The following is a 24,772-nucleotide window of genomic DNA, read 5'->3' as shown; positions in this document are numbered from 1 at the left end:
ATACCTAGCCCTCTTTGCCCTTGCGTTTCCCCATCAAGGCGAGAACACTCCCGGCCAAATTCGATCAAGCCGGGAGGATGACGATGAGCGCCGATGGCAATAGCGGATTGCAGCTTCGTTCGCTGATCAAGAAGAGCGGCGAACTCGAGATTTCCCTGCTGAATGTGCCAACCAGGGAGCCCGCCGCAGATGAGGTCGTGGTTCGCATCGAGGCGACACCGATCAATCCATCGGACCTTGGGCTCTTGACCGGCGCCGCGGACATGACGACGGCCAAAGCGTCCGGAACCAGGGACGCGCCAGTGATCACGGCAAAGATCCCCGAAGCCGGCATGCGAGCCATGGCGGGGCGGCTCGACGAATCCATGCCGGTTGGAAACGAAGGTGCCGGCGTTGTCATCAGGACCGGATCGTCGCAAGCCGCGAAAGCGCTGATGGGCAAGACGGTCGCGATCATCGGCGGCGCCATGTACGCGCAATACCGCACCATCGCGGCCAGCGATTGTCTGGTGCTGCCGGAAGGCACCACGCCTGCGGAAGGCGCTTCCTGTTTCGTCAATCCGCTGACGTCGCTGGGCATGGTCGAAACCATGCGCCGCGAGGGTCACAAGGCGCTGGTTCATACTGCGGCCGCATCCAACCTTGGCCAGATGCTCAACAAGATTTGCCTCAAGGACGGCATCGGGCTCGTCAACATTGTCCGCAATCAGGAGCAGGGCGAGATCCTGCGCAAGATCGGGGCGAAATACGTGGTCGATTCCACTTCGCCGACATTCATGGCCGATCTCACCAATGCGCTGAGTGAAACCGGTGCGACGCTGGCGTTCGATGCGATCGGTGGAGGCAAGCTTGCCGGCCAAATTCTCACCTGCATGGAGGCGGCCATCAGCAGGAGCGCCAAGGTCTACAGCCGTTACGGGTCCAACGTGCACAAGCAGGTCTATATCTACGGCGGCCTCAATACGGGTCCGACCGAGTTGAACCGGGCGTTCGGAATGACATGGGGCCTCGGTGGCTGGCTCTTGTTTCAGTTCCTGCAAAAGATCGGTCCAGAGGGCGCGAAGCTGCGCCAGCGCGTGGTCGCCGAGCTCAAAACCACCTTTGCCAGCCATTACACGAAGGTGGTCTCGCTCAAGGAGGCGCTCCAGCTTTCCGAGATTGCGGTCTACGCCAAGCGCGCAACCGGCGAAAAATATCTGATCAATCCGAACAAGGGCTGATCGGGCGAGCGCCCTCCGAACCGGTTTCCAAGTGTTTTTTGTCGCCTGTAAGGGTGTTTTGGCGCCAAAATTGGCGTTGCTGCGTGACAAAGTGGCTTGCGTTTGGGACGCAACAGGGGAAGATTTGCGCCGAAATTTAATGCGCAAAAGCGCGAACACGAGGGGAGAGAACGTCATGACTGATCTGAGTCGCCGTCATTTGCTTGCCGGCGCAGCCGCTGTCGGCGCTGCGTCTGCCTTGTCGCCGTTGGGAGCCCTGAGTGTGCGCGCGGCAACGCCGCCCACAACCAGCCAGGCGCCCGGTTTTTATCGCTACAAGGTTGGCACCATCGAGGGCACCTCGATCAATGATGGTGCGCGCACGTTCCCGATGCCGGACAAGTTCGTGACCAACGTGTCGAAAGACGAGGCGCTTGCAGCCGCCGACGCCGCCTACATGCCGAAGGGCATGGTCACGGTGCCGTTCAATCCGCAGCTGATCAATACTGGTAACAAACTTGTCCTGATCGACAGCGGCAACGGCATCGCCAATTATGAACCGACCAAGGGAGCGGTCGGCCGCACTTTGCAGAACCTTGCGGCTGCCGGCGTCGATCCCAAGAATATCGACATCGTGCTGATGTCACACTTGCATCCCGATCACACCAACGGCATCCGTGCTGCCGACGGCTCGATGGCATTCCCGAATGCCGAAATCATGGTGCCGGCGAAAGACTGGGCATTCTGGATGAGCGATGAGAATGCCGCCAAGGCGCAGTCCGACATGATGAAGGGCTATTTTGCCAATGTGAAAAAGGTCTATGCCGGCATCGAGTCCAAGGTGACGAAGTACGACTGGGGCAAGGAAGTCGCCCCCGGCATTACCTCGGTGGCAGCACCCGGCCACACGCCGGGCCATACCGCTTTCGCAGTCTCCTCTGGCGGGTCCACCGTGATGATCCAGTCCGACATCTCCAATATTCCCGAACTGTTCCTGCGCAATCCGGATTGGCATGTGGTCTTTGATGTCGACGCGGACCTTGCGCAGCAAACCCGGCACAAATTCTACGACATGGCGGCGGCGGAAAAAGCCACCGTCGTGGGCTTCCACTTCACCTTCCCGTCCATCGGCCATATCGAGAAGGATGGTGCGAAATACCGCTTGATTCCATCGGCCTGGAATCCGGTGCTCTGAACTCAGTTTCCGGGCGTGACAGATCAGGCCGCCGCAGGGGCGGCCTGATTTTTGATTTGGCCACGGTTCCTTGATCGGCTCGTCGTGACGTTCGGCAGTTCATGCGCTTGCATCGTCTTCCAAGCTCGTTATAGGTGCAAAATCATCTTTTTGCGCTCCGCCTGACAAGGATATCCCATGGCTTCCCCTTTCAACATCGTCGTGATCGTCGGCAGCATTCGTAAAGAGAGCTTCACGCTGAAGATCGCCAATGCGCTGGCAAGATTGGCCCCGGCTTCGTTGCAGCTCGACGTGGTCACACTGCACGGTATTTCATTTTTCAATCAGGATCTCGAAGCGAACCCGCCCGCCGATTGGCTGGCATTCCGGGAGAAGATTCAGAAATCCGCCGGCGTGCTGTTCGTGACGCCGGAATACAATCGCTCAATTCCAGGCGTGCTGAAGAACGCGATCGACGTCGCCTCGCGGCCTTATGGCAAAAGCTCCTTCCTCGGCAAACCGATCGGCATTGTGAGCAATTCACCCGGACCGCTCGGCGGGGTCAATGCGGCCAAACACCTGCAGAACATCCTGCCAGGTATCTCGGGCCCGATTCTTGGACAGCCCGAAATTTACCTCAATGGCGTCGGCGATGCCTTCGACGATAAGGCGCAACTGACGAAGGAGTCGCTGCAGAAGGTGCTCGCGCAATATATCGATGCCTTTGCCGCCTTCATCGAGAGGCAGAACAGGTAGATATTCTCGAAAAAAGGGTGCGACTTGCGTGGACCGGCTCGAATGCCGGTATGTCGAAAAATTAGCGTTCCCTTAACCCGAGACGTCGCAAGCTCGACGTCATGGTCTCGCGCAATCGACTCAAATCCTTCCTCACCGGGCTTGCCCTCTATACGATGGCGGCGGCGATGATCGGCTATTTCGGCATCAACGCCTATACCGGCAGATATGGGTTGAACGCGCGCCAGGAGCTCGATCAAGAGATCATCGCGCTGACTGCGGAATTGGCGCGTTTGAAAAAAGAGCGCGCCGAAAGCGAGCAGCGTGTCTCGCTGCTCCGGTCAGACCGCGTCGACCCCGACATGCTCGACGAGCGTGCGCGTTATCAGCTCGACTACGCCAATCCGCACGATCTGGTTCGGATCATCAATCCGAACTGATCGTCAAATTTCAAATTCGCAAAAAATAGATTTCGAAAATGTCGTGTTGGGTTGCACTGCGGCATAGCGACCATGTTGCCGGCTCACGCAATCCTTCCACGGCGGTTTGAGTTGAGCTAGAGAGAAAGCCAACCGCTCTCGCACCTGGAAACGCCATGGCTGTCCCCAAGAAAAGCGTCGTGAAAGAGGCCACTCAGGAAAAAGGAAACGGTGCCGACGCCCCCCCGGAATTCACGAGGGAACAGGAACTTCGTGCGCTCCGTGACATGCTCTTGATCCGCAGATTCGAGGAAAAGGCTGGCCAGCTCTACGGAATGGGTGCAATCGGCGGTTTCTGCCACCTCTATATCGGGCAGGAAGCCGTCGTCGTCGGCATGCAGATGACCCTCAAGCAAGGCGATCAGGTTATAACGGGATACCGTGATCACGGTCACATGCTGGCCTGTGGAATGGAAGCCAAGGGCGTGATGGCCGAGCTGACCGGACGCCGGGGTGGCTATTCCAAGGGCAAGGGCGGCTCCATGCACATGTTCAGCATGGAGAAGAATTTTTTCGGCGGCCACGGCATCGTCGGTGCGCAGGTCTCGCTCGGCACCGGGCTGGCATTTGCCAATCGTTATCGCGGCAACGATTTCGTCAGCCTGGCTTATTTCGGTGACGGGGCCTCGAACCAGGGCCAGGTCTATGAAAGCTTCAACATGGCGGAGCTCTGGAAGCTTCCCGTCGTCTTCATCATCGAGAACAACCGTTATGCGATGGGCACGTCGGTGACGCGCTCGTCGGCGCAGACCGATTTTTCGAAGCGCGGCATCTCCTTCAACATTCCGGGGGAGCAGGTCGACGGCATGGACGTCCGCGCCGTGAAGGCCGAAGGTGAGAAGGCTGTCGCCTGGTGCCGCGCCGGCAAGGGTCCGTTCATTCTGGAAATGCAGACCTACCGCTACCGCGGGCACTCGATGTCAGATCCGGCCAAATATCGCACCCGGGAGGAAGTCGACAAGGTCCGCCACGATCAGGATCCGATTGAACAGGTTCGAAACCGGTTGCTCGCGGCGAAAATGAGCGAAGACGAGCTGAAGGCCATCGACGCCCAGGTACGTGAGGTCGTCAACGCGGCCGCCGATTTCGCTCAGCACGACCCCGAACCCGATCCGTCCGAGCTTTATACCGATGTCTACCGATGAAATGTTGGGGCGATCAAAACCGATCTGATGCGCTTGTGACAAGCGCGGCTTAAAGAGTGATTTTTCGGAGCTGATATGCCAATTCAAGTACTGATGCCTGCGCTCTCGCCGACCATGGAGAAGGGCAACCTTGCGAAATGGCTGAAGAAGGAAGGCGAGGCCATCAAGTCGGGCGATGTCATCGCCGAGATCGAAACCGACAAGGCGACGATGGAAGTCGAGGCGACCGATGAAGGCACCCTCGGCAAAATCCTGATTCCGGAAGGCACCGCCGACGTTGCCGTCAACACTCCGATCGCAACCATTCTGGCCGACGGCGAGAGCGCCGCCGATCTCGCGAAGGTGCCGACCCCGAAAGCTGCACCGTCTGCGCCTTCTGTCGCAGCGCAAGTCGCCGAGTCCCGCTCGCCGGTCGGCGAGGGTCAGCCGAAGATCGATTCTCCGCAGGCACCGGCCGCTCCCAAACCAGTCGCTGCGGAGCCCGATCCGGAAGTGCCCGAAGGCACCGCGATGGTGACCATGACCATCCGTGAAGCCCTGCGCGACGCCATGGCCGAGGAAATGCGTCGTGATCCCGACGTGTTCCTGATGGGCGAAGAGGTTGCAGAGTATCAGGGCGCCTACAAGGTCAGTCAGGGACTCTTGCAGGAATTCGGCGCCCGGCGCGTCATCGATACGCCGATCACCGAGCATGGCTTTGCCGGCATTGGCGTCGGCGCGGCAATGGCGGGCCTCAAGCCGATCGTCGAATTCATGACCTGGAATTTCGCCATGCAGGCGATCGACCAAATCATCAACTCGGCGGCGAAGACATCGTACATGTCGGGCGGGCAGATGGGATGCTCGATCGTGTTCCGCGGCCCGAATGGCGCGGCGGCGCGCGTCGCCGCCCAGCACAGCCAAGACTATTCGGCCTGGTATTCGCAGATTCCGGGTCTCAAGGTGATCGCGCCATTTTCGGCCGCCGATTACAAGGGATTGCTGAAAGCCGCGATCCGCGACCCCAATCCGGTGATCTTCCTCGAAAACGAGGTGCTGTACGGCCACTCCGGCGAGGTCCCCAAGCTCGAGGATTATGTGATCCCGATCGGCAAGGCTCGCGTGGCGCGCACGGGTGGCCACGTCACCATCGTCTCGTGGTCGATGGGCATGAGCTACGCGTTGAAAGCCGCCGAGGAACTGGCGAAGGAAGGCATCGAGGCCGAAATCGTCGATCTCCGCTCGATTCGTCCGCTCGATACCGACACGATCGTGAAATCGGTGATGAAGACCGGTCGCGCCGTGACGGTCGAAGAGGGCTGGCAGCAAAGCGGCGTCGGCGCTGAAGTCGCCGCGCGCATCATGGAGCATGCGTTCGACTATCTGGACGCCCCGGTAACGCGGGTGTCCGGCAAGGACGTGCCGATGCCCTATGCTGCCAATCTCGAAAAGCTGGCACTGCCCTCGGTGGCCGAGGTGGTCGCGGCCGCCAAGGCCGTTTGCTATCGCTGACGAGGCAAAAGCGGTGGCCGCTGAACCCTATCATTACGAATTCATGGCCGAGGCCATTCGGGAAGCGGAGATCGGCATCGCCGAGGGCGGGCTTCCGATCGGCGCCATTCTGACGCTGGACAGGAAGATCATCGCACGCGGGCATAACCGCAGGGTGCAGGAGAAGAATGTCATTCTCCACGGCGAGATGTCATGCATGCGCGACGCCGGCCTGATCTCCTTTCATGACACCGTCATGTACACGACGTTGTCGCCATGCTCGATGTGCGCGGGCGCGATCGGGCTTTTCAAGCTTTCGCTTCTCGTGATCGGCGAATCCGTCACCTTCCCGGGAAGCAAGGACATCCTGACCCAATTCGGCATTCCCTATATCGATCTTGAGGACGAGCGATCGATCAACATGATGAAATCGTGGCGGTCGAACCCGGCGAACGAGCGCCTCTGGCAGGGCGATATCGGAAATTGATGCGGGCCCTGGTTCTTTCATCGGGTGGCCTGGTGCCCACTTTCCGGAGTTCGTGCTACGCCTCAGCACGCACCTTTCGCGAACTTCGGAAAGTAACGGGCACCAGCAAATCTATGATTATAGTGCCGCTTTTCTATTTGAAGTTCCTGGATAGAATTCGCCGCCTGCGGTGCAGGAACTTCAAAAAGGCGGCACTAGACACCCGGACGTTTTTTGGTTGGCTTTCGAAGGCACGGAAGACAACGAGCGAAGATATCCTGTGAGGTCAGTATGCCGATCAACATTCTGATGCCCGCGCTTTCGCCGACGATGGAGAAGGGCAACCTTGCCAAGTGGCTCAAGAAGGAGGGCGACAAGGTAAAGTCCGGCGACGTGATCGCTGAAATCGAAACCGACAAGGCAACCATGGAGGTCGAAGCGGTCGACGAGGGAACGATCGCGAAGATCCTCATTCCGGAAGGCACGCAGGACGTCGCGGTCAACGACGTGATTGCCGTGCTCGCCGGCGATGGCGAGGACGTCAAGTCGGCCGGCGCAACCGCGCCCAGCGCGCCGCCCAAGCCTGCTCCGGCTGCGCAAGCCCCCGCCGCGGCAAAGCCCTCCGCCCCACCGCCGCCACCGGCGGCCGCACCAGCGGCCAAGCCCATGCCGCAGGCCACGGCGGCTCCCGCCGGCGCAAACGGACATGACCGGGTGTTTTCATCGCCCCTTGCTCGCCGCCTTGCCAAAGAGGCCGGCATCGAGATTGGGCGCATCACGGGCACGGGGCCGCACGGCCGCGTCATCGCGCGCGACGTGGAGGAAGCAAAATCCGGCAAGGGACTGAAGGCGCCGGCGCCTCCCTCGGCACCGGCGATCGCGCCGACGATGTCGGACAAGCAGATTCTCGCGCTGTTCGAGCCAGGCAGCTACGAGATCGTGCCGCATGACGGCATGCGCCGGACCATTGCACAAAGGCTCACCGCCGCGGCCCAGACCATTCCCCATTTCTATCTGACGATCGACTGCGATATCGGCAAGCTGCTCGCCGCGCGCGAGGAGATCAACGCGGCAGCGCCCAAGGACAAGGAAAAGAAGCCGCTTTACAAGCTGTCGGTCAACGACTTCGTGATCAAGGCCATGGCGATCGCGTTGCAACGCATCCCGAACTGCAACGTGAGCTGGACCGAATCCGGCATGGTCAAGCACAGGCATTCCGATATCGGCGTTGCCGTGGCGATGCCGGGTGGCCTGATCACGCCGATCATCCGCAAGGCCGAAACCAAAACGCTGTCGACGATCTCGACCGAGATGAAGGATTTCGCCGCGCGCGCTCGCGCACGCAAGCTCAAGCCGGATGAATATCAGGGCGGCACCACCGCGATCTCCAATCTCGGCATGTACGGCATCAATCATTTCACCGCCGTCATCAATCCGCCGCACGCGACCATCCTTGCGGTCGGCACCAGCGAAGAGCGAGCGGTGGTCCGCAATGGCAAGATCGAGGCGGCGCAGATGATGAGCGTGACATTGTCGTGCGATCACCGCGCCATCGACGGCGCGCTCGGCGCCGAGCTGATCGGCGCATTCAAGATGCTGATCGAAAATCCCGTCATGATGATGGTGTGAGCCATGGCCGACGCATCCTTCGACATCGTCATCATTGGCTCCGGCCCTGGAGGCTACGTCACGGCGATTCGCGCAGCCCAGCTCGGCTTCAAGACCGCGATCGTGGAGAAATCCTATCTCGGCGGCATTTGCCTGAACTGGGGCTGCATCCCGACCAAGGCGCTGCTGCGTTCGGCCGAAATCTTTCACTACATGCAGCACGCCAAGGACTATGGCCTCGCGGCGGAGAAAATCTCCTATGACCCGAAAGCCGTGGTGCAGCGTTCGCGCGCCGTCTCAAAGCGTCTCAATGACGGCGTCGGCTTCCTGATGAAAAAGAACAAGGTGACCATCATCTGGGGCGAGGCCGCTATCGATGCGCCCGGCAAGATCACGGTGAAGAAATCCGCCGTCGAGGCGCCGAAAGGCGCGCTCGGCGAGGGCGCCTATCAGGCCAAGCACATCATCATCGCAACGGGCGCGCGGCCGCGTGTGTTGCCGGGGCTTGAGCCCGACAAGAAGTTGGTCTGGACCTATTTCGAGGCCATGGTGCCAGACAAGATGCCGAAATCGCTTCTGGTCGTTGGCTCCGGTGCGATCGGCATCGAATTCGCGTCCTTCTTCCACACCATGGGCTCGGACGTGACGGTGGTCGAGGTGCTGCCGCAGATCCTCCCCGTCGAAGACGCTGAAATCGCAGGCCTGGCGCGCAAGCGCTTCGAGAAACAGGGCATCAAGATCCTGACCGATACCAAAGTGACCAGATTGGAGAAAAAGACCGATAGCGTGGTCGCTACCATCGACGACGGCAAGAAGCCGCAGACTGCCGAATTCGATCGGGTGATTTCGGCCGTGGGTGTGGTGGGGAATATCGAAAATCTCGGGCTGGAAAAACTCGGGGTGAAAACCGAGCGCGGCACCGTGGTGGTCGACGGTTACGGCAAAACCAACGTGCCCGGTATCTACGGCATCGGCGACGTCGCCGGTCCCCCGATGCTCGCTCACAAGGCCGAGCATGAGGGCGTGGTGTGCGTGGAAGCCATCAAGGGTCTGCATCCGCATGCAACCGACAAGAATCTCATTCCCGGATGCACCTACTGCAATCCGCAGGTCGCTTCCGTCGGCCTGACCGAAGCGAGGGCGAAAGAGGGGGGTCGCGAGATCAGGGTCGGCCGATTCCCGTTTGTCGGCAACGGCAAGGCGATCGCGCTCGGCGAGGATCAGGGGCTGGTCAAGGTGATCTTCGACAAGAAGACGGGCCAGCTGCTCGGGGCGCACATGATCGGCGCGGAGGTAACCGAGCTGATCCAGGGCTACGTGGTGGCCATGAATTTGGAGACCACGGAAGAAGAGCTCATGCACACCATCTTCCCGCACCCGACATTATCCGAAATGATGAAGGAGGCGGTGCTGGATGCCTATGGACGGGTGTTGAACATTTAGGCCGCTTCGGCGTTGTAAGGGTGGCTTTACCGCAACGAACGTTGCTTGAACGTCACACTTCCGGAAGATTTAACCCTTTCCCGGGGTCCCGCGTGGTCGCGCCGCTTTTTTGCCACACCCTCCGTGAGATCATGTCCTCGTAGGCTGAAGGCCGCGGCGATCGCGAAGACCGAGGGAAATTTCTTCTTTCCCGGGCTCATAAAGGGATGCTGGGGAGAACAGGTTCGCGATGGACGCCAAGACCAACATCAAAAAGAGGCTGCCAAGCCGTCACGTGACGGAAGGCCCCGAACGGGCCCCCCATCGCTCCTACCTCTATGCCATGGGGCTGACGACCGAGCAGATCCACCAGCCCTTCGTGGGCGTGGCATCCTGCTGGAATGAAGCGGCTCCCTGCAACATCTCGCTGATGCGTCAGGCCCAGGCGGTCAAGAAGGGCGTTGCGGCGGCCGGCGGCACGCCCCGCGAGTTCTGCACCATCACCGTGACCGACGGTATGGCGATGGGCCACGACGGTATGCGCTCGTCATTGCCGTCCCGCGAATGCATCGCCGACTCCGTCGAGCTGACGGTGCGCGGTCATTCCTACGACGCGCTGGTTGGCTTGGCCGGCTGCGACAAGTCCTTGCCCGGCATGATGATGGCGATGGTGCGGCTCAACGTGCCCTCCATCTTCATCTATGGCGGCTCGATCCTTCCCGGCAATTTCCGTGGCCAGCAGGTCACCGTGCAGGACATGTTCGAGGCCGTGGGCAAGCACTCCGTGGGAGCGATGTCTGACGCAGATCTCGATGAGATCGAGCGCGTCGCCTGCCCCTCGGCCGGTGCGTGCGGTGCACAATTCACCGCCAATACCATGGCAACGGTATCAGAGGCCATTGGGCTGGCATTGCCTTATTCGGCCGGCGCGCCGGCGCCTTACGAGATCCGCGATTCGTTTTGCATGGCCGCGGGTGAGAAGGTCATGGAGTTGATCTCGCAGAACATCCGGCCGCGCGACATCGTCACGCGACGTTCGCTGGAAAACGCGGCGGCCGTTGTAGCGGCTTCCGGCGGCTCGACCAATGCTGCATTGCATCTACCGGCCATCGCCCACGAATGCAGCATAAAATTCGACCTCTTTGACGTCGCAGAAATCTTTAAAAAGACACCTTATGTCGCGGATTTGAAGCCGGGCGGTCGTTATGTCGCCAAAGACATGTTTGAGGCTGGCGGAATACCGCTTCTGATGAAGACGCTGCTCGACCACGGCCATATGCATGGTGACTGCTTGACAGTCACGGGCCGGACGATGGCCGAAAATCTCAAAAGCGTTAAATGGAATCCGCATCAGGACGTGGTGCGCCCTGCCGACAAGCCGATCACCGTCACCGGAGGCGTTGTCGGCCTGAAGGGCAATCTCGCGCCAGAGGGTGCAATCGTGAAGGTCGCGGGCATGTCGAACGTGAGATTCAGCGGACCCGCCCGCTGTTTCGACTGCGAAGAGGATGCGTTCGAAGCCGTCCAGAAGAGGACTTACAAGGAAGGCGAGGTCATCGTCATCCGATATGAAGGGCCGCGCGGCGGTCCTGGCATGCGGGAGATGCTTTCAACCACCGCGGCGCTGACCGGTCAGGGCATGGGAGGTAAAATCGCCCTGATCACCGATGGCCGGTTTTCCGGTGCGACCCGCGGCTTCTGCATCGGCCATGTTGGGCCGGAGGCGGCGGTCGGGGGGCCGATCGCGCTGTTGCGGGACGGCGACATCATCGAGATCGATGCCGCTGCCGGAATTCTTAACGTAAAATTGACTGACGCAGAGCTCGCCGAACGTAAAACCAAATGGCAGCCGCGTGAGACTAAACATACGTCAGGTGCTCTGTGGAAATACGCCCAGCAGGTCGGTCCCGCGCTTGGCGGTGCCGTCACCCATCCGGGCGGGGCACACGAGAAATTGTGCTATGCGGATATTTGAGCGAACCATATTTGCGTTGATTTTGGGCGCCATTCCGGTGGCTACGCAGTCACTCGCCTTTGATGGAGCCCCCGTCAATCAGGATACGGCCATCCCGGTGGTTTCCGGCCCGGTTGGTGCGGCTGCGGCGTTGAAGAAGGCCATTCCCCCGTCGACGACGGATAGCTCGCTGACCTCGTTGCAATACGCGGCCGAAGGCGGCCATCCCGTCGCGCAGTGGAAGCTGGGTCGGATGTACGCCGATGGCGATGGCGTGGTTCAGGACGACCTGCGCGCTTTCGAATATTTCAGCCGCATCGCCAACGCCCACGCCGAAGACAGCCCGTCGGCCCCGCAGGCGGCGATCGTCGCCAACGCCTTCGTGGCGCTCGGGCGGTACTACCTCAGCGGCATCCCGAATTCGAAGATCACCGCCGATCCCGAGCGGGCGAGGGAGATGTTCTCCTACGCGGCCTCTTACTTCGGTAACGCCGATGCGCAATACGATCTCGCCCGCCTCTATCTGAAGAACGCAGGCACCTCGCGTGACGATTTCCGTTATGGCGCGCGATGGCTCGGCCTGGCCGCGCAGAAAGGTCAGCACCAGGCGCAGGCCTTGCTCGGACAGATGCTGTTCAATGGCGACCAGTTGCCGCGTCAGGCTGCGCGCGGCTTGATGTGGCTGACGCTGGCGCGCGACAGCGCGACAGCGGATGAAATCTGGATCAGGGACAGCTACAACAAGGCGATCGCCAGAGCGTCCGATGACGACCGCGCGATGGCGCTGCAGATGCTCGAGCACTGGGTGCAGGGCCGCAAGGACTGATCATGCGGCCGCACCCGGAGTGGCGACACGTTTATGCCGCTTCCAGATCGAGATCGATCCAGACCGGCACGTGATCCGACGGTTTCTCCCAGGCCCGCACATAGCTGTCGATACCGGTATCGATCAGGCGGTCGCTGGCTTGCGGCGAGAGCAGGAGATGATCGATGCGCAGGCCCTGGTTCTTCTGCCAGCAGCCAGCCTGATAGTCCCAGAAGGTGTATTGGCCCGCCTCATCGGTGACCGCGCGCAGCGCGTCTGTGAGGCCAAGCCCGAGCAGGGACTGAAAGCTCTCGCGGGTGGCCGTTCGAAACAAGGCGTCGTCGACCCAGGATGCCGGGTTGTGGACGTCTTCTGCCTTGGGGATGACGTTGAAGTCTCCGGCCAGCACCAGCGGTTCTTCCGCCTTGAGCCGCTGTCTTGAATACTCAAGCAGGCGCGACATCCATTTGAGCTTGTACGGATACTTCTCGGTGTCGGGCGGATTGCCGTTGGGCAAATAGAGACAGGCGATGCGAATGACGCCGCGCTTGAGCGTGACCACGCCCTCGAGAAAGCGTGCATGCGTGTCTTCGTCATCTCCGGCGAGCCCCGATCTGGTTTCGTCGAACGGGAGTTTCGACAGAAGCGCGACGCCGTTGAAGGTCTTCTGGCCGTGGGTGACGACGTTATAGCCGAGCGACTCCAGCTCAAGCCGCGGGAATGCCTCGTCGGTGCATTTGATTTCCTGCAGGCAAACGATGTCCGGCGAGCAATCCTTCAGCCAGGTCATGAGGTTCTCGATCCGCTGCCGGATCGAATTCACGTTCCAGGTGGCGATGCGCATCGGCCGAGCGATCTTAGATGGAGAAGCTGGTGCCGCAGCCGCAGGACGCCGTGGCGTTGGGATTGACCACGCGGAACGAGGCGCCAATCAGGTCGTCGACGAAATCGACCTCGGAGCCGGCCAGAAACGGTACCGATGCCGGATCGACCAGCACCACGGCACTGTCGCGGGCGATCACGAGGTCGTCTTCGGCCCGATCATGTTCGACGTCGAATTTATATTGAAAGCCGGAGCAGCCGCCGCCCTCGACGCTGATCCGCAGCATGGCGCCGTCGCCCTCCTTCTTGAGGATTTCGCCAATGCGGCGGGCGGCCCGTTCACTGATGGTGACCGCTGTGGTCATGCGAAAAAGTCTCCGAATCCGCTTCTCCGGGCCAATTTATCTGGCATCCGGCGCAAACCATAGTTAAGTGCGCCGGGCGGCGGAATCAAACCTTTTTGGAGATGAATACATCGTGTCGGTAGGAATGGCTGCTCCTCGCTCGGCCTATGCCTGTGACCCCGACCGCAGTCGTGGACGGCAGTTCTCGGAACCGCCGAGCAGGACCCGCAGCCCGTTCCGGCGCGATTGCGATCGGGTCATTCATTCCACCGCCTTTCGCCGCCTGAAGCACAAGACGCAGGTTTTCGTCTTCCACGAGGGCGACCATTATCGCACCCGGTTGACCCACTCGCTGGAAGTAGCGCAAATCGCCCGTGCGCTAGCCCGCCAGCTCGGGCTCGATGAGGATCTCACCGAAACGCTCGCGCTCGCCCACGACCTTGGCCATCCCCCATTCGGCCATGCCGGCGAGCGGGCGCTGGATGATTGTCTGAAGGCCCATGGCGGCTTCGATCACAATGCGCAGACCTTGCGCGTGATCACCTCGCTCGAGCACCGCTACCCCGAATTCGACGGCCTCAATCTGACCTGGGAATCGCTGGAAGGAATCGTCAAGCACAACGGTCCCCTGATGACCCGCGACGGCTCGCCGATCGGACGTTATCGCGAGCGCGGCATTCCCGTGGGGATTTCCGATTTCGTCAGCGCCTATGATCTCGAACTTTCGACCTTTGCCTCGCTGGAGGCGCAGGTCGCCGCGATTGCCGACGATATCGCCTATGATGCCCACGATATCGACGACGGACTGCGCGCCGGTCTGTTTGAGGTCGACGATCTCAGGGCTATTCCGATCGCCGCGGAGATCATCAACGAGATTGAAATGCACCATCCCGGTCTCGACGACCACCGGCGCGGCGCCGAACTGGTGCGTGAGCTGATTTCCTGCCTCATCGTAGCCGTATATTCCGAGGCGCGGCTTCGTCTGGAGCGCGCCCGTCCCTCCAGCGTCGAGGAAGTCCGCAACCAGGCCGAGGCGCTGATCGCCTTTCCGGCCGAAATGGCCCAGGCAGAGGTCGCGATCAAGGCGTTCCTGTACGAAAGGATGTACCGGCATCCCCGGGTGATGCGGGTCATGGGGGAGGCGGAGCGGATCTTGTTTGATCTGTTTGCGCGCTACCACAAACATCCCGGCGACCTGCCGCCGGAATGGCTGCCGATGGAAAACAGCGGCGAGACGGAAACCGAACGCGCCCGCCGGATCGGCAATTTCATCGCCGGAATGACCGATCGCTTCGCGCTCACCGAGCATCAGCGGCTTTTTGACTTAACCCCGGATTTGCGTTAGGCGGCGACCATGGCCGGCAATGCCCCACCGCAGCATCTTTTCGCCGACGTGCTGACGCGCGTACGCGCCGTCTGCGCCGCGCAACTCGGCACTGGCGCCGATTTGTCGCGCGTGGTCGTGGAGCCGCCGAAGGAATCATCCCATGGCGATATGGCGACCAACGCCGCCATGGTGCTCGCCCGGGAGGCCAGGACAAAACCGCGCGAGCTTGCGGAGAAGATTGCAGCGGGTCTGCGCGCCGACAGCCTGATTGCCTCAGTCGAGGTCGCAGGACCCGGTTTCATCAATCTCACCTTGAAGGTCTCGGTCTGGGCCGACACGCTTCGTAACGTGTTGCGCCAGGGCAATTCCTATGGCCGAAGCGCGATCGGAGCCGGCGAGAAGGTCAATGTCGAATATGTTTCGGCCAACCCGACCGGGCCGATGCATGTCGGGCATTGCCGAGGCGCGGTGTTTGGCGACGCGCTCGCAAGCCTGCTTCAATTCACGGGCCATGATGTCACCCGCGAATATTACATCAACGACGCTGGCGCCCAGGTCGACGTGCTCGCCCGTTCGGCCTTTCTTCGCTACCGCGAGGCGCTCGGCGAAAACATCGGTGAAATCCCGGAAGGGCTTTATCCCGGCGACTATCTCAAGCCGGTGGGGCAGGCGCTGTCGGCTGAATATCGCGACAGGCTGCGGGCGATGCCCGAAAGCGAATGGCTTCCGATCGTCCGCGCCAAAGCCATCGCGATGATGATGGATGCGATCAAGGGCGACCTCGCCGCGCTTAACATCAAGCACGACGTATTTTTCTCCGAGAGATCGCTGATCGAGACTGGCAACAACCGTGTCGCCGAGACGATCGATTTTCTGCGTTCCAGGGGAGACGTCTACGAAGGCCGGCTGCCGCCGCCAAAGGGTGCGCCCGTCGACGACTACGAAGATCGCGAGCAAACGCTGTTTCGTGCCACCGCATACGGCGATGACGTCGATCGGCCGCTTCTGAAATCCGATGGCTCCTACACCTATTTCGCCTCCGACATCGCCTATCACAAGAACAAGTTCGATCGCGGGTTTCACAATCTGGTCGATGTCTGGGGCGCCGATCACGGCGGCTACGTCAAGCGCGTCGAAGCCGCGATCAAGGCGGTCACCGCAGGCAAGGCCACGCTCGACGTCAAGATCGTCCAGCTCGTCAAGCTGCTCCGCGGCGGTGAGCCGGTGAAGATGTCGAAGCGCTCGGGCGATTTCGTCACCTTGCGCGAGGTAGTGGATGAGGTCGGCAAGGACGCCGTGCGCTTCATGATGCTGTTCCGCAAGAACGATGCGGTGCTGGATTTCGACCTCGCCAAGGTCATCGAACAGTCGCGCGACAACCCCGTTTTTTACGTGCAATACGGCCATGCCCGCGGCCACTCGGTGTTTCGCAACGCGCGCGAGGTGATCCCGCATTTGCCCGAGGAGGCCAAGGCGAGAGCGGCCTTCCTGGCCGATGCGGCGATCGAACGGCTGAACGATCCTTCGGAACTAAACCTTTTGCGGCAGCTGGCACTCTATCCGCGGACGGTCGAAGCGGCGGCGTCGGCACATGAGGCCCACCGAATCGCTTTTTACCTATATGATCTTGCCAGCGAATTCCATGCGCTATGGACGAGGGGGCGGGATTTGCCCTATTTACGCTTTATTATCAATAATGATGCCGAAATGACGAAGGCCCGGCTCGCCCTGGTGCAGGGGGTCGTTTCGGTGCTGGCGTCCGGCCTGGCCGTGCTCGGCGTTGGTGCCCCGGACGAGATGCGTTGACAGGGGTGGTCGCCATCCGGTCTTGGGGGTCTGGGAATTTCTAAGTGGCATCCGGCAAACGCCGGGTCGGTTTTGGGGAGTGGGTTGGCGGCTTTCCCGCGGGGGATGCATCATCACGATGGCTGATCGATATCCGGAAAGACCCTTTCCCGCCGACGACAACTATGATCGCGGTAGCCGGTCCCGTGCGCCCTCAAAGGCAGATGGCGATCCTCTGGCGGAGCTGGCGCGTCTGATCGGTGCATCCGATTTCGCCATGGGACGTGCCAATCTGCAGGTGCAGCCGCGGACCAAGCCGCGCGATCAATACGACCAGCAGCACTCCGACCAGCAGCACTCCGATCAGCAGCACTCCGATCCCTACGAATTGCCTGCGGAAGCAGAGGAGGGACCGCCGCCCGGCCCACCCTCGTGGATGAAGCGCGTGGCGAGGCAGGAGCAGGCAACACCGCTGCCGCAGCACGAATATCCAAGCGCCGTCCACCCGGTGCATCGGTACGCTGCGGCAAATCCCGCGCCTGAGGCGGACTACGAGGACGAGTCTTACGCCGATGCCGATCAGGAACACGATCTGTCGCGTTACGACGATGCGCTGTATGGCGAACTTGATTCAGATGCGCAGGATGCTCAGCACGGTGAGAGCTACACTGAAGACGCCTACGCCTTTGAGGACGAATATAGCGAAGAGACGGAGCCGCCGAAGCGCCGCCGCGGGATGATCACTGTTGTTGCCGTGTTCGCGCTTGCCTTTTTCGGTGTCGGCGGGGCCTATGCCTATCGTACCTATGTCGGATCGGCGCGCAGTGGCGAACCGCCGATCATCAGGGCCGACAATAGTCCGACCAAAATCATCCCGGCTCCGACGGACGGTGGTGCGAAGCTGCCTGATCGCATGTTGTCCGCCGACACCGAGAAGATCGTTCCGCGCGAGGAAGCCCCTGTCGACGTCAATGCCCGGTCGGGCGCGCGCGTGATCTTCCCGCCGCCGAACCAGACCGGCGCGCAGCCATCGACCGCAAACGCTGCGCCGCCGACGGCGGTGGCCAACGCCGCGAACGGAACGCTACCCAATGGCGAGCCGCGAAAGATCAAGACATTCACGGTCCGGGGGGATCAGGGAGATGCTGCCGCAAACCCGGCACCGGCCACCATCCCGGCGCCGGGGTCTGCCAAGCCGGTTGCGAATGCGAAGCCCGCCACAGCTGCGGCGCCGCCGCGGTCGCCGGCTTCCGTGGCCAACGCGAATGCCAATGCGCCGCTGTCGCTTTCGCCACAGACCTCGGCACCTGCGAGCGAGCCTGCCACGAGGGTCGCGGCGACCAGTCCCACGCAGGCCGTGCCCGGCGCAGGCGGCGCGAGCGGCGGATATCTCGTGCAGGTGGCCTCGCAGCGGAGCGAAGCCGACGCCCAGGCGTCATACAAGGCTCTCCAGACCAAGTACCCCTCGGTGCTCGGGTCCCACTCGCCGCTGATCAAGCGCGCCGATCTCGGCGAAAAAGGCGTCTATTACCGGGCTATGGTCGGCCCCTTCGGTTCGTCGGACGAAGCCTCTCAGTTCTGCGGCAACCTGAAGTCAGCCGGCGGCCAATGCGTCATCCAGCGGAATTGACGACGGTTTCCTCGACCCTGGTTGATCCCTAGGGCGACGCCGATGCAAGCCCGCGCATTCGTCACCGGCGTGTCCGGACCAGAGCTGACTGTTGCGGAGCACGATTTCATCCGCGCTGAACGGCCCTGGGGCTTTATCCTGTTCAAGCGGAACGTCGAAACGCCGCAACAGGTAAGCACGCTCGTTGAGGAATTGAGGAACTGCGTCGGTGTTCCGGATGCCCCGGTCCTGATCGACCAGGAGGGAGGCCGGGTACAGCGCCTTGGCCCGCCGCACTGGCCCGTTTATCCCCCTGGCGCCCTGTTTGGGGCCTTGTACGACCTTGATCCGGCCTTGGGTCTTGCAGCCGCGCGGCTGTCGGCGCGATCGATTGCGGCTGACCTTGCCGATCTCGGCATCAGCGTAGACTGTCTACCGCTGGCGGATGTGCCCGTTGCGGGTGCGGATGCGGTCATCGGAGACCGGGCCTATGGAGACAGGCCGGACAAGGTCGCCGCTATTGCCCGTGCGGTGACCAAGGGGTTGGAGCAGGGTGGTGTTTTACCGGTGCTCAAGCACATTCCCGGCCATGGGCGGGCAACGGCGGACAGCCATCTTCGGCTTCCGGAGGTGAAAACCCCCAAAAAGGAGTTGGAACGAACTGATTTTGCTGCGTTTCAAGCCCTTGCGGACTTGCCGATGGCGATGACCGCCCATGTTGTGTTTAGTGCCCTGGACCCCGTTCATCCGGCTACGACTTCTGCGACAATCATCGAGCAGGTGATTCGCGGCGTAATCGGGTTCCATGGTTTGTTGATGAGTGATGACGTGTCGATGAATGCGCTCTCCGGATCGATCGCCGAGCGGACGGGGGCGATCTTTTCCGCGGGTTGCGACGTTGTCCTGCATTGCAATGGCAAACTCGAGGAAATGCGCCAGGTCGCGGCCAAGACGCCGGAATTATCAGGAAAAGCGCTTGAGCGCGCGAAGCTCGCGCTGGCGTCGCGTCGAGCGGCGGAGCCGTTTGATCGGATGGCTGCGCGCAGCGAACTCGACGCGATGAAGAGCAAGGCTGGGACTTTGGGCGCATGACCGCGGAAATTCTATCGTTTGAGACAGGGCGGCCTGCCGAGGTTGCAGACGGCGAACTTGCGCTGGTGGTCGATGTCGAAGGCTATGAGGGGCCACTCGACCTCCTGCTCGCCCTGGCGCGCCAGCAGAAGGTCGACCTCGCCAAGATCTCAATCCTGGCGCTGGCGGACCAGTACCTCGCCTTCATTGAAGCCGCGCGGAAGATCCGCCTCGAGCTTGCGGCTGATTATCTGGTGATGGCGGCTTGGCTCGCTTATCTCAAATCGCGACTCTTGTTGCCTGAGCCGCCGACCGCCGAAGGGCCTAGCGCGGAGGAAATGGCGACCGCGCTTGCCAACCGGCTGCGCAGGCTCGAAGCCATCCGAGAGGCTTCGAACCGGCTGATGAACCGCCCGCAATTGCTGCGCGATATCTTTCCGCGCGGCAATCCCGAGATCATCGCCGAGATCAGGCATCAAAAATATACGGCAACCCTGTTCGATCTGCTCACCGCCTATGCCGCCCAGCGCCAGCAGCGGGTGCTGGCTTCGGTGCATCTGGCCAAGCGCACGGTATGGTCGCTCAGCGAGGCGCGGGCATCGCTTGAACGCCTGATCGGAATGGCCGAGCACTGGAGCTGTCTCGACGAGTACCTGATGAGCTACGTGGTCGACCCCTCGCAGAAAGCCACGGTTTTCGCGTCCAGTTTTGCCGCAGCGCTCGAACTGGTCAGGGAAGGCGAAGTCGAATTGCACCAGAAAGAGCCGTTTGCGCCTTTGTATTTCCGAAAGCGTCCAGTGCAATCACCACCCGAGGCGATGATCGCGCCTGACTTGTCGACCGAATAAGCGGAAGAAGCCGAGTAAGTGGAAGAAGGAGACCGTGCCATGGCAAGCCTGGCGGAACGACGCAAAGCCGATGCCGAGGAGCACTCTGTGGACCCGCAATCGCGCCCCGAAGAATTGCGGCTTCTGGAGGCGCTGTTGTTCGCGTCCGCCGAACCGCTCGACCAGGCGACGCTCGCCAAGCGGATGCCGGAGGGCGTCGACATCAAGGCCGCGCTGATACAGCTGCAGGCCGACTACGCCTCGCGCGGCGTCAACCTTGTTCGCGTGGCGAACAAGTGGACGTTCCGCACCGCCGGCGACCTTTCCTGGCTGATGACCCGCGAGAGCACCGAAACGCGGCGCCTGTCTCGCGCGGCCATCGAGATGCTTGCGATCATCGCCTATCATCAGCCGGTCACCCGCGCCGAAATCGAGGAGATCCGCGGGGTGGTTACCTCGAAGGGAACACTGGATGTTCTTCTTGAAACCGGGTGGATCCGCCCGCGCGGACGCCGCAAGACGCCCGGGCGTCCGCTTACCTTCGGAACAACGGAGGCCTTCTTGTCGCAATTCAGCCTCGAGGCCTTGAGCGATCTGCCCGGCCTTGAGGAATTGAGAGGAACGGGGTTATTGGATTCGCGGCTGCCTTCGGGCTTCAGCGTACCGACGCCCTCGGATGACCCGGCCTTGCGCGAGGACGAGGACCCGCTCGAGCCGGGCGATCTGGAACTGTCGCTGGCGCCTACGGTCGAGCCAGAACCTGGCGACAGAATGTAGCAGGAAAACCTGTTCCAGCTCGATTGCCGCACATTGTCGCGTTTGAACGACCAAGCATTAACGCTTGGCCGTTTAACGCGGATTTGCGTGGCTCAAGTCCTTGTTTTTGACACCTCCCGAGCCTACTTTGCGCTCAGGTTAGGCCGGGTTTCCAGGCCTCGTGTTGTTGGAGGATCGCAGGATGGGTTCGCTTAGCATTTGGCACTGGATCGTCGTGATCGCAGTCGTCCTGCTGCTGTTTGGTCGCGGCAAGATTTCCGACCTGATGGGTGACGTTGCCCAGGGCATCAAGGCCTTCAAGAAGGGCATGCAGGACGATGAAAAGACTGCAGAAAAGACCGAGCCCGTAAAGTCGATCGATCATAACGCCACCCCTCAGGCGGCGAGCCGGTCGGATGTCGGCAGCAAGGCTGTCTGAGCTTTCAGTGCCAGCTTTCGATAAATCTTGAGCGGCGCGTTGATCTTGCCCCCGACGTGCGGCAAGAGCGTTGGAGGAAAATCGCGGGCGGCCCGGTGAGCGATGCGCCGTGGAAATGTCTCGCGTGAGCGGAATCTTTCATGTTCGACATCGGATGGAGTGAATTCGTCGTCATCGCGGTCGTCGCGTTGATCGCCATCGGCCCGAAGGAATTGCCGGGCGTTCTGCGCATGGTCGGCCAGTGGATGGGCAAGGCGCGCAAGATGGCGGCCGAATTCCAGAGCCAGTTCCAGGAAGCGATGCGCGAGGCCGAAATGGCCGACCTCAAGAAGAGTTTTGACGAGGTCAAGGAAGCGGCAAGCGGATTCACGTCGGGCAACGTCATGACCTCCCTGCAAAAGGACGTCAGCGCGGCGCTCAATATCGAGGACGTCGACAAGCCGGCAGCCAGCGCGGAAGCGGCGCCCACCGCTCAAGCCGCCAGCATGGACGCCGAGGCCGGTCAGGCGGAGGCGACTGCGCCGCAGCCGTTGGCGATTGCGGCTGAAAATCATCCAGAAGGCGCTGCGCCGGAGACCGCCCCGCCGCCGGCCGACATCGAACTCCCACGGGACGCCAAAGCGTCATGAGCGACGAAGATATCGAGGCCAGCAAGGCGCCGCTGATCGACCATTTGATCGAGCTGCGCTCACGCCTGATCAAAGCGCTGGTGGGCTTTGGCATCGCCTTTATCTTCTGTTTCTTTTTCGCCAAGCAAATCTACAACGTGCTGGTATGGCCGTTCGTCTGGGTGGCCGGCGCGGAAAATTCGAAATTCATCTACACCGCGCTGCTGGAATATTTCATCACCCAGTTGAAACTGGCGCTGTTTGGCGCGGGCTTCATTTCGTTTCCGATCGTAGCCACGCAAATCTACAAGTTCGTCGCGCCCGGCCTTTACAAGCACGAGCGCAACGCCTTCCTGCCTTATCTGATCGCGACCCCGGTCTTTTTCGTGCTGGGATCGATGTTGGTGTATTTCGTGGTGCTGCCGATGCTGGTGCGGTTTTCGCTCGGCATGCAGCAGCTCGGCGGCCCCGGGAGTGCCGAAATCCAGCTCCTGCCCAAGGTCGGCGAGTATCTTTCGCTGATGATGTCGCTGATCTTTGCTTTCGGCATCGCGTTTCAGCTGCCTGTCATCCTCACCTTGCTGGGGCGGATCGGAATCATCACGTCGAAACAGCTGCGCGAGAAGCGGCGCTATTTCATCGTGATCGCCTTTATCATCGCCGCCGTCCTGACCCCGCCCGACGTGCTGAGCCAGGCCTCGCTCGCCATACCGCTTTTGGCGCTCTACGAAGGCTCGATTCTTGCGGTGCGCATGGTCGAAAAAAGTGCCACTGCCGCAAAGACAGCCACAACGGCCACGCCGCCTCCGGCGAGCCCGCCGCCAAGTCCGTCGCCGGCCGAGTAAAGACCAAACGCACGCCTTCGCGAGCGATCACGAATATGGTACGGGGTGCCCACCGTTAAATGTCAACATAGCGCGTTATAACGCACGCACCCTGGGACCTGACGACAATGCACGACATCAAATGGATTCGCGATAACGCTGCAGCTTTTGACGCCGCGCTGAAACGGCGCGGGCTTGCGCCGATGTCGCCGAAACTGCTCGCCATCGACGAATCCCGTCGCGCGGCGATCGTCAAGTCGGAGCAGGCGCAGGCGCGACGCAACGCCGCCTCGAAGGAGATCGGCGAGGCCAAGAAGGCCAGAGATGAAGCTCGCGCCGCGAAACTGATGGCGGAAGTTGCCGAGCTCAAGGTCACATTTCCGCAGCTTGAGTTGGCCGCGAAGAGCGCCGACGAAGAATTGTTCCGAGAACTGGCGGCGATCCCCAACTTGCCGCTCGACGACGTCCCCGACGGCACCGACGAGCACGGCAACGTGCGGCATCATTTGTTCGGCGCGCCGCGCAGCTATGACTTTGATCCCAAGCCGCATGACGACCTCGGTGGCGCGCTCGGCTTCATGGACTTCGAGGCTGCGGCGAAGCTGTCCGGCGCTCGGTTTGTCGTTCTGAAAAAGGGGCTCGCACGGCTCGAGCGCGCCATCGGGCAATTCATGCTCGATCTTCACACCAATGAGCACGGCTATACCGAAATCAATCCACCGCTTCTCGTGCGCAACGAGGTGATGTTCGGCACTGGACAATTGCCCAAGTTCGAGGACGACCAGTTCTGGGCGATCAAAGGTGAATTACTGACGGCTGGCGAGGGGGCTGCGGGGCACCCCGAAAGATTGAGAGGCGAACGTCTCGGCCTCATCCCCACCGCCGAAGTATCGCTCACCAATCTCGTTCGCGAAGCCATCGTCGGCGAAAAGGAATTGCCGATGCGCATGACGGCGCTGACGCCGTGCTTCCGCGCCGAAGCTGGAGCCGCCGGGCGCGACACCCGCGGCATGATCCGCCAGCATCAATTTACCAAGGTCGAGCTGGTTTCGATCACGACGCCGGAGACGAGTCGCGACGAGCACGAGCGCATGCTTGCCTGTGCCGAGGAGGTCTTGCGGCAGCTCGATCTTCACTACCGGGTGATGACGCTGTGTGCCGGCGACATGGGTTTCTCGGCGCAAAAAACCTACGACATCGAGGTCTGGATGCCCGGGCAAGGCGAGGGCGGCGCTTTCCGCGAAATCTCAAGCTGCTCGGTATGCGGCGACTTCCAGGCGCGCCGCATGGATGCCCGCTATCGCGGCGGCGACGGCAAGCCGCGGTTCGTGCATACCCTCAACGGCTCGGGCACAGCCGTAGGCCGCGCCTTGATTGCGATCATGGAAACCTACCAGCAGGAGGACGGCTCGATCGCAGTGCCTGACGTCCTGCAGCCCTATATGGGCGGGCTAAAGGTAGTTGATAAAGACAAATAGACTAACAAAATAAACGTATTAATATATTTGGTTCGTTGAGTGTCCAACCCGTGTCTAATATCTGCCCAAACACACCGGCGGACAGCCCGACTGCTTCGCGCGCCCGCCATAGAAAAAGCCCGCCGTTTGACCGGCGGGCTGGAACGAATACGCGGCTGAATTGTTGGGCGGGCAGTTCAGGCGTTGACTTTGGCCCCAGCCTCTGCTGGGGCCGTTTCTTTTTGAGAGATCCGCCGGCGAACCGGCGGGCTACACACTCGCGACACGAGCGCCTGCTAACTCCGGCGAAAGCAGGAGGAGCACAATGGCCAACGATCTCGACGATTTGACAAACGCGCGCAAGGTTCTCACCGAGGTGCGACTCAACTGGGCCAAGGCCCTCGCGGCTGGTTACAAGCGCGGAGAGACTGAAATCGCGCTTAAGA

Annotated in this window: 23 protein-coding genes; 21 read left to right on the top strand and 2 right to left on the bottom strand. The window is 61.2% G+C overall.

The genetic code is table 11. The features are described 5' to 3' along the window. Positions 1-83 precede the first annotated feature (83 nt). The 11 genes from VNX23_RS30530 to VNX23_RS30480 all read left to right on the top strand — a co-directional run bounded on the left by VNX23_RS30530 (position 84) and on the right by VNX23_RS30480 (position 12,478). Positions 84-1,220, top strand: a complete 1,137-nt coding sequence (locus tag VNX23_RS30530) for a zinc-binding dehydrogenase (protein ID WP_325635540.1) — start codon at positions 84-86, stop codon at positions 1,218-1,220. 175 nt (positions 1,221-1,395) lie between these two features. Next, entirely contained in the window at positions 1,396-2,394 is a 999-nt protein-coding gene (locus tag VNX23_RS30525) for an MBL fold metallo-hydrolase (RefSeq protein ID WP_325635536.1), read from the top strand. Between the two features lie 177 nt (positions 2,395-2,571). After that, on the top strand, positions 2,572-3,129 hold the full coding sequence (locus VNX23_RS30520; RefSeq protein ID WP_325635534.1) for an NADPH-dependent FMN reductase: 558 nt from the start codon (positions 2,572-2,574) through the stop codon (positions 3,127-3,129). 101 nt (positions 3,130-3,230) lie between these two features. Then, positions 3,231-3,548: a septum formation initiator family protein gene (locus VNX23_RS30515; RefSeq protein ID WP_325635532.1), complete on the top strand. Its 318-nt coding sequence runs from the start codon at positions 3,231-3,233 to the stop codon at positions 3,546-3,548. 155 nt (positions 3,549-3,703) lie between these two features. Next, positions 3,704-4,732 carry a pyruvate dehydrogenase (acetyl-transferring) E1 component subunit alpha gene (pdhA, locus tag VNX23_RS30510; RefSeq protein WP_325635530.1) on the top strand — a complete coding sequence of 343 codons (1,029 nt, stop codon included), beginning with the start codon at positions 3,704-3,706 and terminating at the stop codon, positions 4,730-4,732. A gap of 75 nt (positions 4,733-4,807) precedes the next feature. Continuing rightward, positions 4,808-6,223, top strand: coding sequence for a pyruvate dehydrogenase complex E1 component subunit beta (locus VNX23_RS30505; protein ID WP_325635528.1), 1,416 nt, complete (start codon positions 4,808-4,810; stop codon positions 6,221-6,223). Between the two features lie 13 nt (positions 6,224-6,236). Further along, entirely contained in the window at positions 6,237-6,689 is a 453-nt protein-coding gene (locus VNX23_RS30500) for a nucleoside deaminase (RefSeq protein WP_325635526.1), read from the top strand. A 270-nt stretch (positions 6,690-6,959) separates the two neighbouring features. After that, a complete protein-coding gene (locus VNX23_RS30495) occupies positions 6,960-8,297 on the top strand; it encodes a pyruvate dehydrogenase complex dihydrolipoamide acetyltransferase (RefSeq protein ID WP_325635524.1) in 1,338 nt (445 codons plus the stop codon). A 3-nt stretch (positions 8,298-8,300) separates the two neighbouring features. Further along, positions 8,301-9,719: a dihydrolipoyl dehydrogenase gene (lpdA, locus tag VNX23_RS30490; RefSeq protein ID WP_325635522.1), complete on the top strand. Its 1,419-nt coding sequence runs from the start codon at positions 8,301-8,303 to the stop codon at positions 9,717-9,719. 229 nt (positions 9,720-9,948) lie between these two features. Beyond that, positions 9,949-11,673: a dihydroxy-acid dehydratase gene (gene ilvD / locus VNX23_RS30485; RefSeq protein WP_325635520.1), complete on the top strand. Its 1,725-nt coding sequence runs from the start codon at positions 9,949-9,951 to the stop codon at positions 11,671-11,673. Continuing rightward, positions 11,660-12,478 (top strand): tetratricopeptide repeat protein, encoded by an 819-nt coding sequence (locus VNX23_RS30480; RefSeq protein ID WP_325635518.1) that lies wholly within the window; start codon positions 11,660-11,662, stop codon positions 12,476-12,478. The genes ilvD and VNX23_RS30480 overlap by 14 nt, the downstream gene beginning before the upstream one ends. Positions 12,479-12,509: 31 nt before the next feature. On the opposite strand, the gene xth is transcribed toward VNX23_RS30480, so the two are convergent. Further along, a complete protein-coding gene (gene xth, locus VNX23_RS30475; protein WP_325635516.1) occupies positions 12,510-13,301 on the bottom strand; it encodes an exodeoxyribonuclease III in 792 nt (263 codons plus the stop codon). 13 nt (positions 13,302-13,314) lie between these two features. Then, positions 13,315-13,644: an iron-sulfur cluster insertion protein ErpA gene (erpA, locus tag VNX23_RS30470; RefSeq protein ID WP_325635514.1), complete on the bottom strand. Its 330-nt coding sequence runs from the start codon at positions 13,642-13,644 to the stop codon at positions 13,315-13,317. A gap of 124 nt (positions 13,645-13,768) precedes the next feature. Here erpA and VNX23_RS30465 point away from each other — a divergent pair, with 124 nt between their 5' ends. The 10 genes from VNX23_RS30465 to serS all read left to right on the top strand — a co-directional run bounded on the left by VNX23_RS30465 (position 13,769) and on the right by serS (position 24,347). After that, a complete protein-coding gene (locus tag VNX23_RS30465; protein ID WP_325635512.1) occupies positions 13,769-14,968 on the top strand; it encodes a deoxyguanosinetriphosphate triphosphohydrolase in 1,200 nt (399 codons plus the stop codon). 9 nt (positions 14,969-14,977) lie between these two features. Then, positions 14,978-16,756 carry an arginine--tRNA ligase gene (argS, locus tag VNX23_RS30460; RefSeq protein ID WP_325635510.1) on the top strand — a complete coding sequence of 593 codons (1,779 nt, stop codon included), beginning with the start codon at positions 14,978-14,980 and terminating at the stop codon, positions 16,754-16,756. A 118-nt stretch (positions 16,757-16,874) separates the two neighbouring features. Further along, a complete protein-coding gene (locus VNX23_RS30455; RefSeq protein ID WP_325635508.1) occupies positions 16,875-18,365 on the top strand; it encodes an SPOR domain-containing protein in 1,491 nt (496 codons plus the stop codon). Between the two features lie 42 nt (positions 18,366-18,407). Beyond that, positions 18,408-19,436: a beta-N-acetylhexosaminidase gene (gene nagZ, locus VNX23_RS30450; RefSeq protein ID WP_325635506.1), complete on the top strand. Its 1,029-nt coding sequence runs from the start codon at positions 18,408-18,410 to the stop codon at positions 19,434-19,436. Then, positions 19,433-20,263 carry a ScpA family protein gene (locus VNX23_RS30445; protein WP_325635504.1) on the top strand — a complete coding sequence of 277 codons (831 nt, stop codon included), beginning with the start codon at positions 19,433-19,435 and terminating at the stop codon, positions 20,261-20,263. The genes nagZ and VNX23_RS30445 overlap by 4 nt, the downstream gene beginning before the upstream one ends. Positions 20,264-20,302: 39 nt before the next feature. Then, on the top strand, positions 20,303-21,019 hold the full coding sequence (gene scpB / locus VNX23_RS30440; RefSeq protein ID WP_325635502.1) for an SMC-Scp complex subunit ScpB: 717 nt from the start codon (positions 20,303-20,305) through the stop codon (positions 21,017-21,019). A gap of 181 nt (positions 21,020-21,200) precedes the next feature. Further along, on the top strand, positions 21,201-21,437 hold the full coding sequence (locus tag VNX23_RS30435; protein WP_325635500.1) for a twin-arginine translocase TatA/TatE family subunit: 237 nt from the start codon (positions 21,201-21,203) through the stop codon (positions 21,435-21,437). Positions 21,438-21,577: 140 nt separating this feature from the next. Further along, positions 21,578-22,066, top strand: a complete 489-nt coding sequence (gene tatB / locus VNX23_RS30430; protein WP_325635498.1) for a Sec-independent protein translocase protein TatB — start codon at positions 21,578-21,580, stop codon at positions 22,064-22,066. After that, positions 22,063-22,890 carry a twin-arginine translocase subunit TatC gene (tatC, locus tag VNX23_RS30425; RefSeq protein ID WP_325635496.1) on the top strand — a complete coding sequence of 276 codons (828 nt, stop codon included), beginning with the start codon at positions 22,063-22,065 and terminating at the stop codon, positions 22,888-22,890. The genes tatB and tatC overlap by 4 nt, the downstream gene beginning before the upstream one ends. Before the next feature lie 107 nt (positions 22,891-22,997). After that, a complete protein-coding gene (gene serS / locus VNX23_RS30420; RefSeq protein ID WP_325635494.1) occupies positions 22,998-24,347 on the top strand; it encodes a serine--tRNA ligase in 1,350 nt (449 codons plus the stop codon). Positions 24,348-24,772 lie beyond the last annotated feature (425 nt).

It is taken from the genome of Bradyrhizobium sp., assembly GCF_035570375.1.
GTDB lineage: Bacteria > Pseudomonadota > Alphaproteobacteria > Rhizobiales > Xanthobacteraceae > Bradyrhizobium.
This window is presented reverse-complemented; position numbering and strand designations above follow the sequence as displayed.

Coding starts and splice junctions, on each gene's coding strand:
- VNX23_RS30530 (WP_325635540.1), top strand. CDS start 84: ATGAGCGCCGATGGCAATAGCGGATTGCAGCTTCGTTCGCTGATCAAG.
- VNX23_RS30525 (WP_325635536.1), top strand. CDS start 1,396: ATGACTGATCTGAGTCGCCGTCATTTGCTTGCCGGCGCAGCCGCTGTC.
- VNX23_RS30520 (WP_325635534.1), top strand. CDS start 2,572: ATGGCTTCCCCTTTCAACATCGTCGTGATCGTCGGCAGCATTCGTAAA.
- VNX23_RS30515 (WP_325635532.1), top strand. CDS start 3,231: ATGGTCTCGCGCAATCGACTCAAATCCTTCCTCACCGGGCTTGCCCTC.
- pdhA (WP_325635530.1), top strand. CDS start 3,704: ATGGCTGTCCCCAAGAAAAGCGTCGTGAAAGAGGCCACTCAGGAAAAA.
- VNX23_RS30505 (WP_325635528.1), top strand. CDS start 4,808: ATGCCAATTCAAGTACTGATGCCTGCGCTCTCGCCGACCATGGAGAAG.
- VNX23_RS30495 (WP_325635524.1), top strand. CDS start 6,960: ATGCCGATCAACATTCTGATGCCCGCGCTTTCGCCGACGATGGAGAAG.
- lpdA (WP_325635522.1), top strand. CDS start 8,301: ATGGCCGACGCATCCTTCGACATCGTCATCATTGGCTCCGGCCCTGGA.
- ilvD (WP_325635520.1), top strand. CDS start 9,949: ATGGACGCCAAGACCAACATCAAAAAGAGGCTGCCAAGCCGTCACGTG.
- VNX23_RS30480 (WP_325635518.1), top strand. CDS start 11,660: ATGCGGATATTTGAGCGAACCATATTTGCGTTGATTTTGGGCGCCATT.
- xth (WP_325635516.1), bottom strand. CDS start 13,301: ATGCGCATCGCCACCTGGAACGTGAATTCGATCCGGCAGCGGATCGAG.
- erpA (WP_325635514.1), bottom strand. CDS start 13,644: ATGACCACAGCGGTCACCATCAGTGAACGGGCCGCCCGCCGCATTGGC.
- VNX23_RS30465 (WP_325635512.1), top strand. CDS start 13,769: ATGGCTGCTCCTCGCTCGGCCTATGCCTGTGACCCCGACCGCAGTCGT.
- argS (WP_325635510.1), top strand. CDS start 14,978: ATGGCCGGCAATGCCCCACCGCAGCATCTTTTCGCCGACGTGCTGACG.
- VNX23_RS30455 (WP_325635508.1), top strand. CDS start 16,875: ATGGCTGATCGATATCCGGAAAGACCCTTTCCCGCCGACGACAACTAT.
- nagZ (WP_325635506.1), top strand. CDS start 18,408: ATGCAAGCCCGCGCATTCGTCACCGGCGTGTCCGGACCAGAGCTGACT.
- VNX23_RS30445 (WP_325635504.1), top strand. CDS start 19,433: ATGACCGCGGAAATTCTATCGTTTGAGACAGGGCGGCCTGCCGAGGTT.
- scpB (WP_325635502.1), top strand. CDS start 20,303: ATGGCAAGCCTGGCGGAACGACGCAAAGCCGATGCCGAGGAGCACTCT.
- VNX23_RS30435 (WP_325635500.1), top strand. CDS start 21,201: ATGGGTTCGCTTAGCATTTGGCACTGGATCGTCGTGATCGCAGTCGTC.
- tatB (WP_325635498.1), top strand. CDS start 21,578: ATGTTCGACATCGGATGGAGTGAATTCGTCGTCATCGCGGTCGTCGCG.
- tatC (WP_325635496.1), top strand. CDS start 22,063: ATGAGCGACGAAGATATCGAGGCCAGCAAGGCGCCGCTGATCGACCAT.
- serS (WP_325635494.1), top strand. CDS start 22,998: ATGCACGACATCAAATGGATTCGCGATAACGCTGCAGCTTTTGACGCC.